13 protein-coding genes and 1 riboswitch are annotated in these 17,510 nt (G+C 36.5%); all 13 genes read right to left on the minus strand.

The window, feature by feature from the left end:
* Window positions 1-29: 29 nt before the first annotated feature.
* A complete protein-coding gene (locus BW929_RS09645; protein ID WP_076545280.1) occupies window positions 30-806 on the minus strand; it encodes a dihydroorotate dehydrogenase electron transfer subunit in 777 nt (258 codons plus the stop codon).
* A gap of 74 nt (window positions 807-880) precedes the next feature.
* Window positions 881-1,786 (minus strand): orotidine-5'-phosphate decarboxylase, encoded by a 906-nt coding sequence (gene pyrF / locus BW929_RS09650; protein ID WP_076545281.1) that lies wholly within the window; start codon window positions 1,784-1,786, stop codon window positions 881-883.
* A complete protein-coding gene (locus BW929_RS09655; RefSeq protein WP_076545282.1) occupies window positions 1,770-3,068 on the minus strand; it encodes a dihydroorotase in 1,299 nt (432 codons plus the stop codon). Before BW929_RS09655 ends, pyrF begins: the two co-directional genes overlap by 17 nt.
* Window positions 3,052-3,993 carry an aspartate carbamoyltransferase catalytic subunit gene (locus tag BW929_RS09660; protein WP_076545283.1) on the minus strand — a complete coding sequence of 314 codons (942 nt, stop codon included), beginning with the start codon at window positions 3,991-3,993 and terminating at the stop codon, window positions 3,052-3,054. The genes BW929_RS09655 and BW929_RS09660 overlap by 17 nt, the downstream gene beginning before the upstream one ends.
* A gap of 30 nt (window positions 3,994-4,023) precedes the next feature.
* Window positions 4,024-5,319 carry a uracil-xanthine permease family protein gene (locus BW929_RS09665; RefSeq protein ID WP_076545284.1) on the minus strand — a complete coding sequence of 432 codons (1,296 nt, stop codon included), beginning with the start codon at window positions 5,317-5,319 and terminating at the stop codon, window positions 4,024-4,026.
* 289 nt (window positions 5,320-5,608) lie between these two features.
* The gene (gene pyrR / locus BW929_RS09670; protein WP_076545311.1) at window positions 5,609-6,148 is read right to left on the minus strand and encodes a bifunctional pyr operon transcriptional regulator/uracil phosphoribosyltransferase PyrR; all 540 of its coding nucleotides are present in this window, start codon (window positions 6,146-6,148) and stop codon (window positions 5,609-5,611) included.
* A gap of 320 nt (window positions 6,149-6,468) precedes the next feature.
* Window positions 6,469-9,684, minus strand: a complete 3,216-nt coding sequence (carB, locus tag BW929_RS09675) for a carbamoyl-phosphate synthase large subunit (protein WP_076545285.1) — start codon at window positions 9,682-9,684, stop codon at window positions 6,469-6,471.
* Window positions 9,685-9,780: 96 nt separating this feature from the next.
* Window positions 9,781-10,854 carry a glutamine-hydrolyzing carbamoyl-phosphate synthase small subunit gene (gene carA, locus BW929_RS09680; RefSeq protein WP_076545286.1) on the minus strand — a complete coding sequence of 358 codons (1,074 nt, stop codon included), beginning with the start codon at window positions 10,852-10,854 and terminating at the stop codon, window positions 9,781-9,783.
* A 378-nt stretch (window positions 10,855-11,232) separates the two neighbouring features.
* The gene (locus BW929_RS09685; RefSeq protein WP_076545287.1) at window positions 11,233-12,945 is read right to left on the minus strand and encodes an NADH-dependent [FeFe] hydrogenase, group A6; all 1,713 of its coding nucleotides are present in this window, start codon (window positions 12,943-12,945) and stop codon (window positions 11,233-11,235) included.
* Entirely contained in the window at window positions 12,938-14,170 is a 1,233-nt protein-coding gene (locus tag BW929_RS09690; protein ID WP_076545288.1) for a complex I 51 kDa subunit family protein, read from the minus strand. The genes BW929_RS09685 and BW929_RS09690 overlap by 8 nt, the downstream gene beginning before the upstream one ends.
* Before the next feature lie 36 nt (window positions 14,171-14,206).
* A complete protein-coding gene (gene nuoE, locus BW929_RS09695; protein WP_076545289.1) occupies window positions 14,207-14,638 on the minus strand; it encodes an NADH-quinone oxidoreductase subunit NuoE in 432 nt (143 codons plus the stop codon).
* 253 nt (window positions 14,639-14,891) lie between these two features.
* Complete coding sequence (locus BW929_RS09700) at window positions 14,892-16,082, minus strand: cation:proton antiporter domain-containing protein (RefSeq protein ID WP_076545290.1); 1,191 nt, start codon at window positions 16,080-16,082, stop codon at window positions 14,892-14,894.
* 109 nt (window positions 16,083-16,191) lie between these two features.
* A riboswitch (Fluoride riboswitch) is annotated at window positions 16,192-16,259 on the minus strand.
* Window positions 16,251-17,387, minus strand: a complete 1,137-nt coding sequence (locus BW929_RS09705) for a pyridoxal-phosphate-dependent aminotransferase family protein (RefSeq protein WP_076545291.1) — start codon at window positions 17,385-17,387, stop codon at window positions 16,251-16,253. It overlaps the preceding riboswitch by 9 nt.
* Between the last annotated feature and the right edge of the window lie 123 nt (window positions 17,388-17,510).

A 17,510-nucleotide genomic window follows, 5' to 3' on the forward strand; every position in this document is an offset into this window, starting at 1 on the left:
TTATTTTTTGTTCAAGTTTTGATTGCTTTTCAGGCACTAAGTACTACCTCCCCCAATCCAAAAACTGGACCTTCCACACAGGCTCTCTTATTTTTCTGGTCTTCTGCTTTTGTCTCACAACTGCAGGATAAACATACTCCAATTCCACAGCCCATTCTTTTTTCTATAGAAAGCTCACCACCTATATTATTTTTAAGGCATTCTCGTTCAACAGCAACCAGCATTTTTTCGGGTCCACAGGTGTAGACATAATCCGGAGTGTTTTTTTCCAGATAATTTAACCAGAGAACAAGGGCTGAACCTTTAATCTCAAGTTTTTCTTCCATTGCAGCCAGATGCAATTCTACTCCCAACCCTTTAAATTTTTCTTCAAAAAATTCTAGTTCGGCTTTATTTGCTGCTCCCAGATATACTTTTTGATTGCTGCTTTTTAACTCTTTTGATAGATAGTATAAAGGAGCTATGCCCATTCCTCCACCAATTAAGTGTACATTACCTTTGTTTTTATTTAGAGAAAATGGACTTCCGAGAGGTCCCAGTAGATCAAGTTCAGTCTCGGCTTCTAATTCAGAAAGTATTTTAGTTCCCTTACCAACAACTCGATAGATAAACTCCACCTTTTTTTCGGCTGCATCAAAATCAAAAATACTAAACGGTCTTCTCAAAAGTGGGTCATCACTTCCAGATTGACTGACTTTGATATTAAAAAACTGTCCCGGCTCCGGCTTCTGTGGCAGCTGATCATAATTCAGAACAAGCTGAAAAATACCGGGTCCAACCTCTCTATTAGCAATAATTTTAAACATAAACTCCTCCTTTGGAATGCTGATACCAAGTATCTAGAAATAATTTCTAGATACTAAGCACCTACCATTTCTTGCTATCTCAAAACCTCATTGATTTCTTTTTTCATTTTTTCAGCAGCTGCTCTTGCTGCTTTAGCATAATTATCTGCTCCAAAGTGAGCATATTCTTCTTTACGATAGGCGAAATTAATTCCGCGCGAAGAATTAACAACTGCACCTCTACCATAACTATCAAAACCTGCCTTAATATCTGACGCGCCCCCACCCTGAGCACCAAACCCGGGAATTAAGAAAAATACAGAATCCAGCTGGGCTCTAATTTCTTTCAGCTCTTTCGGATAGGTTGCTCCAACCACTGCTGCCAGATTTGAATAACCACATTCACCAAGATAATCACTACCCAGATCCCTCAGAAAATCTCCGACTGCCTGATAAACAGTTCTTCCGTCAGCAAGCTTAAGATCCTGAAGTTCAACTGCCGAAGGATTTGAAGTTCTTAAAAGAGCAAATGCTCCCCGCTCCTTATTCCGCAAAAATGGAAGAATTCCATCACTACCTAAATAGGGATTGATTGTTATCGAATCTATCTCTGTCTTTTTATTTTCAAGATAGGCTTCTGCATAGGCACCCGCTGTTGAACCGATATCATTTCTTTTACCATCCAGCAGTACAATCAAGTCTTTAGTTTTAGCATAGGCCATTGTCTGCCAAAGAGTTTCCATCCCCGGTATTCCAAGTTTTTCGTAAAATGCCATCTGTGGTTTCACTACCGCTGTCATATCAGCCACTGCATCAATAATATTTTTGTTAAAAGTTAAAACAGCTGCTGCAATTTCTTTCTGATTTGCTTCCAGATCTTCCAGTAATTCAGCTGCCAGTACCTTTTCCGGCAGCAGATTAAGATGAGGATCCAGTCCGACACAAATTCTGGAATCTTTCTCTTCAATTTTCTGCTGCAGCTGATCAATAAAGTATTTCATTTTTGCCTCCCCGGTCATCATAAACCATTTTACCACCGACAAAGGTAATTTCATTTTTTCCTTTTAAGTTCCAGCCGGCAAATGGAGTATTTTTTCCTTTAGATTTAAATTTGTTTTTATCAACTGTCCACTCTCGCTCGGGATTGAAAATTAAGAAATCTGCTCTGGATCCCTGTTTCAGGCCTTCAGATTCAATCTTTAATATCTCACCCGGCTTATAATAATACATTCTAAGCAGGTCATTCCAGTCAATGATTCCGGTCTTAATAAAGTTATAATATAAAAGTCCAAGTGCTGTTTCCAGACCCGAAATTCCAAATGCTGCATAGTCAAACTCACCTAATTTATCTTCATAAGTATGAGGGGCATGATCTGTAGCCAGCACATCAATTTGTCCAGCCTTTAAAGCCTCAACCAGTACATTTTTATCTCTTTCTGAGCGCAGTGGAGGGTGAACTTTAGTATCCGGATTATAATCTTCAACTGCCTGATCAGTCAAAAGTAGGTGATGTGGTGTTACTTCAAAGGTCACATTAACTCCTCTGGCCTTTGCTTCCTTTACCAGATTCAAACTGCCCTCTGTACTCAGGTGGGCGATGTGGAGGTGAATTCCTGTCATTTCAGCCAGAACTATATCTCGAGCCACCATGATCTCTTCTGCTGCTGCCGGAATTCCCTTCAGGCCAAAAATTGTAGAGTGATAACCTTCGTGCATTACTCCATCCTGAGATAAATTTTCATCTTCACAGTGATCAATCACCGGCAGATCAAAGGCTGAAGCATATTCCATTGCTCTCCGCATAATTTCCGAATTCATGACCGGGTTGCCGTCATCAGAAAGCGCCTTAACTCCAGTTTTTGCTAGAGTTCCTATCTCTGAAAGCACCTCTCCCTTACTGTCCTGAGTAATACTTCCAATTGGATAGACTCTAACTGCTGCCTTTTCAGATTTTAATTTTAAATGCTCAACTACCGCTGGATTATCAGCAATTGGTTTTGTATTGGGCATCGCTGCCACTGCTGAAAAACCCCCTGCCGCTGCTGCCTCACAGCCGGTCTTAACTGTTTCTTTTTCTTCATAACCGGGCTCCCTTAAATGAGTGTGCATATCAATCAGAGCTGGAATAATTATTTTACCTTCAGCATCTATAATTTGATATCCCTGATCTTTGATTTCTTTTTCTACTGCAAAAATCTTATTGCCCTCAATTAAGATATCATATTTACCTTCAAGTCCATTTTTTGAATCATAAACTCTTCCATTTTTAATTAAGGTCTTCATTATCTATCTCCCTCCCGGCCAGCAGATAAAGCAGTGCCATTCTGATTGCTACACCGTTTTTGACCTGTTCAGTGATTACAGATTGGGGGCTGTCGGCAACTGAGCTCTCAATTTCTATACCTCGATTCATTGGGCCCGGATGCATGATCATTGCTTTTTTTCCGATCCTTTCCAGACGTTCTGCATTCATTCCATAAATCTCTCTGTATTCTCTGATTGAAGGAAAAAGTCCGCTTTCCTGTCTTTCCATCTGAATCCTTAAAATATTAACTACATCTACATTCTCCAGCGCCTGATCAAGATCAGAATAAACCTTAACTCCCATTTTTTCGATTTCTCTGGGGATTAAAGTCTGAGGACCGGCAACTGCAACTTCAGCTCCCAGTTTATTCAACCCCCAGATATTAGATCGAGCCACCCGACTGTGAGCAATATCTCCTACAATTAAAACTTTCAGTCCAGCAATCTCTCCCAACTTTTCTTTAATACTGTAGATATCAAGCAGAGCCTGAGTTGGATGGGCATGAGCCCCATCTCCTGCATTTAATACACTTGCCGAAATATTATCCGCCAAAAACTTAGCTGCTCCGGGAGCACTATGTCTAATTACTACTACATCAGCTCCCATAACTTCCATAGTTTTGGCTGTATCAAGCAGGCTTTCCCCCTTTGCAATACTGCTTGAAGATTTAGAAATACTCATTACATCTGCACTAAGTCTTTTGGCTGCAAGATTAAAAGAAAATTTGGTTCTTGTTGAAGGTTCATAAAATAAATTGATTACTGTTTTCCCCCGCAGGGTGGGTACTTTTTTAACTGTTCTGGTCAGAATATCTTTCATAGCCACTGCAGTATCAAGAATCTGATTAATTTCTTCTGCTGACACATCATAAAGGCCTAAAAAATCTTTCCTTTTTAATGACATTCAATTACCTCCTGCCCGTTATTCACTTTTTTAATTAGCTTCATATCTTAACTCCGAATTGATTTCTAATTCTTCTTCTGTAATTTCTGATTCATCTTTTTCAATTTCAGGTAAAATCAGGTTCATAACAATCCCAACAATTGCTGCCAGTCCCATGCCGCCAAATTCCAGACCGGCAAAACTTAAAGTCAGATTTGAAATTCCCACTACCAGAGTTACAGAGACAATAACTAAATTTCTATTTTTAGATAAATCTACATTATTTTCAACTAAAGTTCTAAGCCCGATGGAAGCTATCATTCCAAAGAGTAGGAATACAATCCCCCCCATTACTGCTGTCGGGATGGTTCTGATTAGGACTCCAATTTTCTGAACAAAGGAGGTCAAAATCACTATTACTGCAGTCAGCTGAATAATCATTGGGTTATATACTTTTGTTAAAGCTAAAACCCCAACATTTTCTCCATAAGTTGTGTTAGGTGGTCCACCAAAAAGTCCTGCAGCCAGAGTTGCAACTCCGTCTCCCAAGAGAGTTCTGTGCAGACCAGGTTCAGCTACAAAATCTTTTTTGACAGTTGAACCAATTGCTACAACATCACCCAGATGCTCAACCATTGTAACTAGGGCAATTGGAGCTATTAAAGAAATCGCTTTTAAATTTCCTTCTACAGCTGGTAGTGCGAATTTTGGAAAAGCAAACCAGGAAGCTTCCATTACCGGTGTGAAATCCACCAGACCTGAGAAGGCTGCAAATGCATAACCACCAATGATTCCGAGTAAAATTGGTATTACCTTAACTATTCCTTTGGCAAAAACACTAACTCCAACTGCAATTGCAAGAGTTACAGCCGCAACTAATAGATGTTCTGAAGCCATATCTTTCGCTGTTGGTGCAAGACCAAGCCCAATTGTTATAATTACCGGTCCAACTACTACAGGAGGCAGAAGTTTTCGAAAAAAGTCTGTTCCCAGCATTCTGATCACCGCTGACATCAGAATATATACAAGACCGGCAGTTACAATTCCAAGCATTGCACCATCTCTACCAAACTGTTCTTGAGCTGCAATTATTGGCCCGATAAAAGCAAATGAAGAGCCTAAATATGCAGGTACTTTTCCTTTTGTAACTAAATGAAAAATCAAAGTACCAAGCCCTGATGTAAAAAGGGCAACCGCTGGATTTAAACCTGTAAGTGCTGGTACTAAAACTGTAGATCCAAACATCGCAAACATATGTTGAAGTGCCAGTATAAATAGTCGGTGTTTTGTAATCCCATCTTTTTCTAATTGATTTAAATTTTCTTTACTCTGTGCTAAAATTTTCATTTTATACCTCCTGGATGTTATAAAATTATTGAAAAACTTTTTTGATCAAATTTCGAAAAATATTTGTCTAATTCCCTCTTTGATTTAACTTGCTTTGACTAATAACTTAAGCTATTAAAAAAACTCCCTACCAGTTTGAGCCTGATAAGGAGTTTAAAATCTATTAGTAGCTGCCCTACTTTGCTGGCCGTTTTAAATCTAAACTTTTAGCCAAACACAGTTCGAGCTTCTATTCCTTACCGGCCTCTCTGGACCAATTTAAAGGATACGATATTTAATTATTTTTATTCTAGCTTTTTTCCAGCAATAAGACTGCATCTTTCTCATCAATTTCTTTAAAATTAACATCTACAACTTCAGTTTTAGATGTTGGAAGATTTTTACCGACAAAATCTGCTCTAATCGGCAGCTCACGGTGACCGCGGTCAATCATAATTGCCAGCTGAATCTGCAGCGGTCTGCCCAGATCAATTAAGGCATCTAAGGCTGCTCTGACAGTTCGACCTGTATAAAGCACATCATCAACCAGTACAACCTTTTTCCCGGTGATATCAAAAGGTATTTCTGTCCGGTGCACAATTGGCTGCTGAGCAACAGTAGAGAGATCATCCCGGTAAAGGGTGATATCTAAAATACCGGTTTTAACTTCAATTCCCTCAATTTCCTCAATCTTTGCTGCCAGTCTTTCGGCAAGTGGTACCCCTCTGGTTCTGATTCCAATTAAAACCAGATCCTCAGTACCCTTATTTTTTTCTAAAATCTCATGAGCAATTCTGGTGATAGCTCTGCCCATTGCGGCTGAATCAATCAGCTCTTTTTTGACTACCATCTCTGACTTATCCAAAAAAATTACCTCCTTTGTGGGGAGAATATTTTCTAGCGGCAAAAAAATAACCTTCTCACGGCATAGTAAGAAGGTTGCTAAAATTTATATTTTCCCTTACTAGCCTCTCTGGACTAATTTAAAGAACAATTATCTTATTTGAATTTATCTTATCAGAATCAAGATTTTAAGTCAAGGGTTAATTTCTGAACCAGGTATAAAATGAGAGTTTTGGACCTGGTTATAGTGAATGAAAGTATAAATCTAAAATAAAAATACCGGGTGCTGAAAATAATTGATTCTGCCCCCGGTATAGTTATATTTATTTACTTCTGATAATCCTGTAAAGCTTTATATTCTATTCTTTCACCATGCTCAATTTCCTTTAAGACCTTGAGCATAGCTCGAGTGGTATCCAGTGAAGTAAGGCAAGGAATTCCCATTTCTACTGCTGATCTTCTGATCTTAAAACCATCTCTTTCTGGAATCTTTCCTTTTGTCAGAGTATTAATTACCAGATCAATCTGATCATCAGAAATTAACTCCAGCGAATCAGGTGAACCATCTCCCAATTTCTTTACTATTTCTACTTTAAGACCTTTTTCATTTAAAGCAGCAGCTGTTCCTTCAGTAGCTGCGATTTTAAAACCAAGCTCTGCAAAATCTTTAATATACTCTACCGCCTCATCTTTATCCTTATCTGCTATTGTGGCCAGAATAGTTCCCTGTCGAGGAATTTCTAGACCGGCTCCTATCAAGCCTTTATAAAGTGCTTTCTCATAGCTGTCAGCCAGACCCAGAACTTCTCCGGTTGATTTCATCTCAGGCCCCAGATTAGTATCAACCTGAGTTAATTTAGAAAAAGAAAAAACTGGAACTTTGACTGCAAAATGAGACTTCTCAGGCACCAGACCGCTTTCCCAGCCCAGATCTTTAAGTTTTTTGCCCAGCAGAGCCTTTGTTGCCAGGTCAACCATTGGTACTCCAGTCACCTTACTTAAATAAGGTATTGTCCGGCTTGAACGGGGATTAACTTCAATTACATAAATTTTCCCCTCGCTAACAACATACTGAATATTAACGACTCCTTTAACATTAAGTGCTCTTGATATTTTTTCTGTATATTCGACAGCTTTTTCTTTTAAATTCTCTGTCAGACGATGAGGAGGATAAACAGCAATACTATCACCGGAATGGACACCCGCTCTTTCTACATGCTCCATTATGCCAGGTACAATCACTGTTTCACCATCAGAAATGGCATCAATCTCAATTTCAGTTCCAGTCAGATATTTATCTACCAGTACAGGTCTATCAGGTGAAACTTTAACTGCATTTTTCATATATTCTTCTAACTCTTTTGCATTATATACAACCTCCATTGCCCGACCACCGAGTACATAAGATGGTCTAACCAGCACTGGATAACCAATCTCTGCAGCTATTTTCTCTGCTTCCGTTAGTGAAGCAGCAACCTCACCTGCTGGTACAGGAATATCAAGCTCATTTAAAAGTCCAATAAAACGATCCCGGTCTTCTGCCAGATCAATAGAATCAACTGAGGTCCCTAATATTTCAACTCCAGCTTCTGCCAGCGGCTCAGCCAGGTTAACTGCTGTCTGCCCACCAAACTGGCAGATTACTCCTTCTGGTTTTTCATTATCAATGATATGCATTATATCTTCTTTAGTTAAAGGTTCAAAATACAATCTATCTGAAGTATCAAAATCTGTACTTACAGTCTCCGGATTATTATTAACAATAATCGACTCATAACCTTCTTCATTTAAAGTCCAGGCAGAATGAACACTGCAATAATCAAATTCAATACCCTGACCAATTCTAATTGGTCCTGAACCGATAACCATAACTTTCTTCTTTTCAGTTGGTTCCGCTTCATTAACTTTCTCATACGAAGAATAATAATAAGGGGTTTCTGCTTCAAATTCTGCCGCACAGGTATCAACCATTTTATAAACTGGTTTTAAATTAAGCTGATCACGGATAGCTTTTATTTCCTCTTCCGACTTTTCAGTTATAAGTGCAATTTCAGAATCTGAAAACCCTATTTCTTTAGCCCGTTTTAGGAGTTCTCTTTCCGATTCTATCTTATTTTTATTTGCATCCAGCTTATATTCCAGATTAATAATATTATTTAGTTTGTGTAGAAAAAAAGTACTGATCTCTGTAATTTGATGTACTTTATCTACTGACCAACCCCGCCGTAAAGCTTCTGCAATCACAAAAAGTCGATTATCATCTGCTTTAAATAAAGCTTCTCTGATTTCCGAATCCGTCATCTTTCTAAACTCTTCTAAATAAAATCCATAACGACCAATCTCCAGAGAACGAACTGCTTTTAGCATAGAAGCTTCTAAGTTACGTTCAATAGCCATTACTTCACCGGTTGCCTTCATTTGAGTTCCCAGATCTCGGTCAGCATAATGAAATTTATCAAAAGGCCAGCGTGGTATCTTAAATACTACATAATCCAATGCTGGCTCAAAACAGGCAGTTGTTTTACCTGTGATTGCATTTTCTATTTCATCCAGGCTGTAACCTAAAGCAATTCTGGCTGAAACTTTAGCAATCGGATAACCGGTTGCTTTGGAAGCCAGGGCACTGGAACGGCTAACACGAGGATTAACTTCAATTATATAATACTGAAAACTCTCCGGATCAAGTGCATACTGAACATTACACCCGCCTTCAATTCCAAGAGCTCTAATAATCTTTAAAGCAGAACTTCTAAACATCTGATATTCTTTATCTGTTAGAGTCTGACTGGGAGCAACAACAATACTATCACCAGTGTGAACTCCAACCGGATCAAAATTTTCCATATTACAGACAACTATACAGTTATCATTTTTATCTCGCATTACTTCATATTCAATTTCTTTCCAGCCTTTAATACTTTTTTCTATTAAAACCTGACCTATTAAACTGTGTTTAAATCCCCGGGCTGTAATTTCTTTTAATTCTTCCAAATTATCTGCAACTCCACCACCGGTACCTCCCATAGTATAGGCCGGTCGCACAATAACAGGATATCCAATCCCAGCTGCAATTTCAGCTGCCTGATCAATATTTTCTGCAATTTTACTATCTAATATTGGTTCTCCAATTTCATTCATTAACTTCTTAAAAGTATTTCTGTCTTCTGCCTTCTCAATGGTCTCAATTGGAGTACCTAAAAGTTCTACATTCAAATCTTCTAAAATATTTGTTTCGGCAAGATCGATAGCTAAATTTAGCGCAATCTGACCTCCCAGAGTAGGAATTAATCCATCTGGGTTTTCCTTTTTTAAAATTTCTATTATACTTTCAACAGTTAAGGGTTCTATATATACACGGTCTGCCATATTCTCATCTGTCATTATTGTAGCAGGGTTACTGTTGACTAAAACAACTTCTAAACCTTCTTCTTTCAGAGCCCGACAGGCCTGACTACCAGAATAATCAAACTCTGCTGCCTGTCCGATAATAATTGGTCCTGAACCAATAACCATAACTTTATTAATATCTTCTCTTTTCGGCATCTTTTCCTCCCTAAATTTTTTAAAATTTGTCTGCAATAAAATATTAGAATATTCAACTGAAAATATTGCAAATCACCCGAAAACATAAGTTTACAATCAGCGCATCATTTCAACAAATTGATCAAATAAATAGTGTGAATCTTCGGGCCCCGGAGAAGCTTCTGGATGGTACTGAACTGAAAAAGCAGGATATTTCTGGTGTTTAAAGCCTTCAACTGTACCATCATTAACATTAATATGAGTCAGCTCTAAATCAAGCTCTGCTAGCGACTCTTCTTTAATTGCAAAACCATGATTTTGGGAAGTTATATAGACTCGATTGCCACTCAAATCTTTAACCGGATGATTTGCTCCCCGGTGACCAAACTTCAATTTATATGTTTCTGCACCACAGGCCCTACCCAAAAGCTGATGCCCAAGACAAATTCCAAAAATCGGGACTTCTCCTAACAGTTCCTTTATGGTCTCAGAAACATAGTCAGCATCTTCCGGATCACCAGGTCCATTGGAGAACATTACTCCATCCGGTTTATAATTTAAAATTTTCTGGGCTGTAGTACTGGCAGGCACTATAATAACTTCACAGTTACGCTCCAGCAGTGAGTCCTTAATATTATTTTTAGCTCCACAGTCTACTAAAACTACTCGATACTTATTTTGGGTTCCGAACTTTTCTACTGTCTTTCGGCTGACCATTGAAACTAAATCTCTACCGGATAACCCGGGTGCTTTTTTTGCTTTAGCTATTAATTTATCGTTACTTAAATTTTCAGTAGTTATGATTCCACGCATTGTTCCCTGTCGTCGCAGTATTTTAGTCAGAGCTCTGGTATCTATGCCGCTAATTGCTGTAATTCCATTTTCTTTTAAGTATTTTTCAAGTCTCTTTTGTAAACGCCAGTTTTCTGGTTCCTCAGCAAATTCCCTAACTATAAAACCATTAACATGGGATTTAAAAGATTCGAAGTCGTCTTCGTTAATACCATAATTACCTATTAAAGGATAAGTCATACATACTATTTCTCCTTTATAGGAAGGATCAGTAAGGATTTCCTGATAACCAGTCATGCTGGTATTAAAAACTATTTCTCCAGCACTATCTTTTTCAGCACCAAAAAGTTTTCCTGCGAAAATACTCCCTTCTTCTAGAACAAGTTTTGCTTTTTTCATTTAACTACCTCCACTTTTTTCTTTTACTAGAATCATTGCTTTGATTTTAGTAATTTTACTTTACTACTTTGATTCTTTAACACACTTTTAAAGTAAACTACTAAAGTTTATTGATAAAAATAAAACCCTCTCACCAGAAAGAATGGTTTGAAGGTCAAAAATGATATAGTTAGCCCCACCTCAAATTTAATTAGAGTTAACTTTAAATACCTTTGCCAGCCTCTCTGGACTGATTTAAAAGGAAGTTCTATTCTTTTATTATTGTGATATAGTTTACCATTAAAAAATAATGCTGTCAATAGAGAAACTAAGATTTAGAAAATTAATTATTTTAAAATTAATTTAAATTTAACTTTAAGAACTCATTTGTAATTAAATTTAAATTTTTCTTGCTTTATATTTAGTATGCAGCAGTTTGTGAGCTATTTCGCTGCCCGGGTTTTCTAAATAACTATCATATAATTTTTTAATATAAGGATTTTCGTGCGATTTTCTTAATTTTTTATTTTTATCTATTTTATAAAGCGCTTTCTGTCTTTTTTCTAATATATTATCATCACAGGAGATAGGCTGACCACCGCCACCCATACAACCTCCGGGACAGGCCATAAACTCTATAAAGTCAAATTCTTCGCCTGCTTTAATCATTTCCATTATTTTACGAGCATTACCCAAACCATTTGCAACTGCAGCCTTTAATTTTAAACCATCAATTTCTATTTCAGCTTTTTTAATTCCTTCTAAACCTCTTAGCTTTTCAAATTCAATTTTTTTAAGTTCAGTACCTGTAATAATTTCTGCAGCAGTTCTAAGAGCAGCCTCCATAACTCCACCAGTAGTTCCAAAAATATCTGCTGCACCAGAAGAAACTCCCAACAACTCGTCATATTCGCTTTTTTCTAAATTAAGAAAATCAATCCCGGCTGATTTAATCATTGAAGCCAGTTCCCTGGTAGTTAGAACATAATCTACATCTCCGGCCATTTCTTCACGTTTAGCCTCAAATTTCTTAGCTGTACAGGGCATAACAGAAACAACAACTATATTTTCAGGATCTATTCCCTTTTCTCTAGCATAATATGATTTTGCTAAAGCTCCAAACATCTGTTGAGGAGATTTGGCTGAAGAAAGGTTATCCAGATATTCAGGATAAAAATGTTCAATAAACTTAATCCAACCTGGACTACAGGAAGTAAAAAGCGGCAATCTGTGACCACTTTTGATTCTCTCAATTAATTCTGTTCCTTCTTCCATGATAGTTAAATCAGCAGTAAAATTTGTATCAAAAACTGCATCAAAACCAAGTCTTTTTAAAGCTGTAATCAGTTGGCCTGTAGCTATATCTCCCGCCTGATTAGAAAAAGGTTCCGAGATTGCAATTCTTACTGCAGGAGCAGTCTGAACTACTACATGTTTGCTCTCATCATTTAAAATATCTAAAACAATATCTTTCTGATAAAGTTCGTGTAAAGCTCCTGTAGGACACGAAAGAATACACTGGCCACAGTTTGTACATTCGACATTTCCCAGACCTCTATTTTTAAAGGTGGTAACAACAGTTTCCGGTCCCCTATTGGCTGTGGTAAATATACCAATACTCTGAATTTCCTCACATTTTCTAATACAGCGATTACAGCTTATACATTTTTCGGGTTCTCTAATAACGGCATAACTGGAATTATCAACACTATCACCACGTTTTATTGGCTCCAATCTCATTTTTGAAACTCCTATATCTTCAGCAATTTCCTTTAATTCGCAGTTGCTGGCTCGACTGCAGGTTAAACAATTTAATTGGCAGTCAATATTATGAGTTGCAATAATTAATTCAAATAAGTTTTTCCTCAGTTCTCTAACCTTTTTAGAGTGAGTTTTAATTTTCATTCCAGCTTTAATTTCAGTTGCACAGGCAGGTTTTAGTAGTTCCTCTCCTTCAACCTCCACAACACATAATCTGCAGCCTCCATAAATTGATAGACCATCTTCATAACAGAGAGTCGGGATATTTATTTTTGCTTTTTTTGCTGCCTCCAAAATACTCATCTTTTCGTCCAGATCTATCTTAATTCCATCAATTTCTGTCCTAAGCATATAATTTACCTCCAATCTCTAAATCAGTTTGATAATTTTCAATAACTGAAATTATAAAATTAAGAGAAGATTGCCCCAGTCCACAGCGAGCTGCCAGTCTAATTGTATTACCAATATCCGAAACTAATTCCGCATCTATTTTTTTACCATCATTTTTAAATGATTTGAGTATTTTATTAATCTGTCTATTTCCTTCACGACAGGGGAAACAGGTTCCACAGGTTTCATCCATATAGAATCTAGATACATTTAACATTAGATCTAATAAGTCATGCTTTTTACTGACTGCGATAACTGCACCAGAGCCAAGACTATTTCCTCGTTTTTCAAAATCCTGATAGCTGTAGGGAAAATCTAAATTTTCAGATTTAATTATTGCAGTTGAAATTCCGCCAGGTATGACAAATCTTAAATTTTCTCCTTCTTTTAAACCTCCACCCAGGTCATAAATAATTTCTTTTAAAGTGACGCTGGCAAACTCAACTTCGTACAAGCCAGGTTTATTCAAATCACCACTTAAACACAGAAGTTTTGTTCCCCGACTCCCCTTAATACCAAGTTGAGAAAATTCTTCAGAATCAGGGTTCAAAATCTCTGCAGTACAGCATAGACTTTCAACATTATTTACTACTGTTGGCTGATTATATAGACCTTTTTCAATTGGGTAAGGTGGTTTAATCCTTGAACGACCTCGTTTTCCCTCAATGGAATTTATTAATGAAGTCTCATCACCACAGACATATGCCCCTGCACCTCTGATTAATTTTAATTCTAATTTAAAGTCACTACCCTCAAAATAATCATCTAAAATTTTTTCTTTCCTTGCAGCTTCAATTGTTTTTAAAAAAACATCTATTGCTTTTGAATATTCACCCCGAATATAAATATATGCTTTATCTGCTCCCACAGCATAAGCTGCAATCATAATTCCTTCTAGAACTTTAAGTGGTCTCTCTTCTAAAAGATATCTATCCTTAAATGTTCCCGGTTCACCTTCATCACCATTACAGACAATAAATTTTTGTTCAGCCTTAATATCTGCTGCCATTTCCCATTTGATTCCTGTTGGAAAACCAGCTCCACCCCGGCCCTTTAACTCTGACTCTTTGACTTTCTTGATTGTATTTTCTCTGCCCAACTTTAGGGCATTTTTTATTGCCTTAAATTCATAACCGTATATATCCAGTAACTTATCACCTTTTAGATATAATTTTTCCTGTATCATAATCTCACTCCTTAATGAGGATTACAAATCAAATAATTATAAGCAGTTATTTAAAATTTCAAGAGCCGTGTTTTTATTCACTTTTTTATATATTTTATTATTAACCATCATGACAGGACCTTCACCACAGTGGCCCAGACACTCTACTATTTCCAGGGTGAATTTTTTATCTTCTGTAGTCTGATGGCTTTCTAAATTTAGAAAAGATTTTACAGCATTTAAAACAGAATCAGATTGATTAAGATGACAGGATATACTATCACAAATTCTAATTATATATTTACCTGTTGGTTCAGTATAAAACATAGAATAAAAAGATATAACACCATATACATTGGCTCTCGGCAGCATATATTTTTCTGCCAGATTTTCAATCTCAATTTCTGGAATATAACCATAACTGTTTTGAATTTCATGCAATTTTTCTAAAAGACTCTCCCGGTAAAATAAAGATTTAACTTCATTCATTTAATCCCCCTCCTTTTTGTGATAAATTTAACTAATTTTGTTATACTTTCATGAATTTTCAGACTATTGTACTCACAAGGTACCTTTAATCCAAATTTCTCTAAGTTAATAATATCACATCTCAACCATTATAAGCAAATGTTATTAACTTGGTTAAATATAAAAAAATTGAAAATTAACTATTATCTTAATAATAAACTCAAACTTAGCACTCTAAGAATCTTTTGGCAAGTGCGAAGTTTGAGATAGCAACTTATAAATTAGAATCGGCTTTTAACCAGTGACTACCAGCAGTTTTAATTGCAACCGCCCCCAGCGGTGCTGTAACAACAATCGATAAAACGGCCAGAGCCAGAATTAGATCTCCAGAAGCCACACCAGCTGCAAGTGGAATAGCTCCTATTGCTGCCTGAACTGTAGCTTTAGGGGTATAGGCCAGTACACAAAAAACTCTTTCCTTTAAATTGAGCTGTGTTCCTGCAAGAGAGATAAAAACTCCAATAGACCTAGCACTTAAACCTATTGCAATAATAATTAAGCCTAATAAACCTGATTCAAGGGCAAGCTGAACATTAACTTCAGCCCCAATTAAAACAAATAACATTAGTTCTGCAAAAACCCAAATTTTATTAAATTTAGATGATAGTCTTTTTCCTAAAATAGAATAGCGTTCCTGAATTACAAAGCCAATTACCATTATACCTAATAAAGTAGCAATTGGAATAATTCCATCCAGTAAATTTTCCAAAGAATTCATTAAAATACCAAAACTTAAAATCAAAAGTGCTTTTTTTGTATCACGAATATGATATTTTTTAAAAATATAGATTAAAAATAAAGCAATAGCTGTTCCCAGAATAATCCCCAACAAAATGGCAACCGGTACATTTAAAATCTGTCTGAATATATTAATCTGTTGTCCACCATAAATACTTAAAAATGCAGAAAATATTGTAATTGCTACAACATCGTCAACCGAAGCACCTGTTAAGACTAAAGTGGGAATTCCTTTATCTGCACCTTTCCCCTGATCAATTAAAGCTAACATCTGAGGCACAACTACAGCTGGGGAAACAGCTGCAATTATAAAAGCCAGAATACCCGCTTCCACAAATTCAAAATTCAAAAAATAAACAGCAGCTAAAATAACAGCTGCTCCCTCCATTAAACCGGGAATAAAACTCAATTTTACTGCCGGAACACCAACTTTTTTTAGAGTTTCTTTTTCAATTCCCAGTCCTGCTCTAATTAAAATTACTATTAAAGCAATCATTCTTAAATCCGAAGATATGTTTAAAATATCCTGGCTTATCAGATCAAAACCATATGGCCCCAACAAAATTCCAATTAACAACATTCCCAGCAGAGCGGGTAATTTTAAACGATCAAAAAATCTACCAAATAATAAAGCAAATAATATAATTAAAGCTAAACTTAAAGCCAAAGTAATCTCTCCTCTCTTAATCTTTTGTAGCCTATGCTTAGAAATAATTTTTAAATAACTGGTAACAAATGCAATAAAAAAAGGCCCCTATCTAGATAGGGTAAACCCTAAAAAGATAGGAGCCATCAACTGCTATTTAACAGTGGTTAAAGGGGGAGCTCCATCCCCTTAATTCATTTTATTTACAAAAATTTTATGTAATTCAACATTTAACCCAAAACCTAGTTCTCTTAAACTGTGGTCAAATGCTTTTAAAGTTCTGTAAAGTTTTTCTTCGTAACAATTTTCTCCCATATGACCAATCCGAATTAATTTATCTTCAAACTCTCCTAGAGAAGCTGCAATCATTACATTATGACTTTCTGTCATCAGCTGATTTAATTCCTGATAACTTATACCTTCTGGTATTTCAATTGCAGTCACTGTGTCAGAATAACCATTTTCAGCATATAAATTTAAATTAGATTCCTTGATAGCATGTCTGACTGCACTGGCAATTTTACTGTGACGCTTAAATACTTCTTTATCTGCCAGCCACTTATTTAAAGCAGCATCCAGAGCATAAATATCACTAACTGCCTGAGTATAGGGAAAATATTTTTCTTCATACCAATTCTGCCAGAGCTGTAAATTAGTATAATAACCTCTAACAGCTGTTTTTCGGTTATTAACTGCCTCCCAGGCTGCATCACTAACACTCATAAAAGTAAGTCCTGGTGGTACAGAAAGACACTTTTGCGAACCACCGAGTATTATATCAATTCCCCAGTTATCTACTTCAATAGGTACACCACCAATTGCAGAAACAGAATCTACAACTGATAAAATATTATATTCATTTAATAAACTGGTGATTGCTTCAGCATTATTTATTACCCCAGTAGGAGTTTCACAGTGAACAAAGGTAGCAAATTTAAAATCATGTTCCTCTGCCAGCTTTGCTTCTAATTTATCGATATCAATCTCTTTATTATAGGGGAATTCCCATCTTATAACCTCTGCCCCATAAAGATCAGCAAAATCTGCAAAGCCTCTGCCAAAGATTCCATTGTCCAGGACTAAAACTCTATCCCCGGGCTCAATTAGAGAAGCACAGGCAGACTCAAGGCCTAAAATTCCCTCCCCACTCATAATAATCACATCATTTTTTGTCCTTAATATCTGCTGCAGTTTTGAACTAACATCCAGGTAAAAATCAAAAAAATCAGGATCAAGATCCGGGTTGGTAATTTTGCGGCTCATCGCCCGTCTAACTTCTTCGCTGACCTCAGTTGGACCGGGTGTCATTATTAATAAATCACTCACAAAAATCACTCCCACAATTTTACGGTCTAATATAGATTTTATAACTTTTTATAGGAGATTGTCAAGCTAATTATTGAAAGAAATAGCCCTAACATTTCTGATTTAAAGTGATTATAGTTAAAT

Origin of the sequence: Halanaerobium kushneri (genome assembly GCF_900156285.1) — a bacterium.
Classification (GTDB): domain Bacteria; phylum Bacillota; class Halanaerobiia; order Halanaerobiales; family Halanaerobiaceae; genus Halanaerobium; species Halanaerobium kushneri.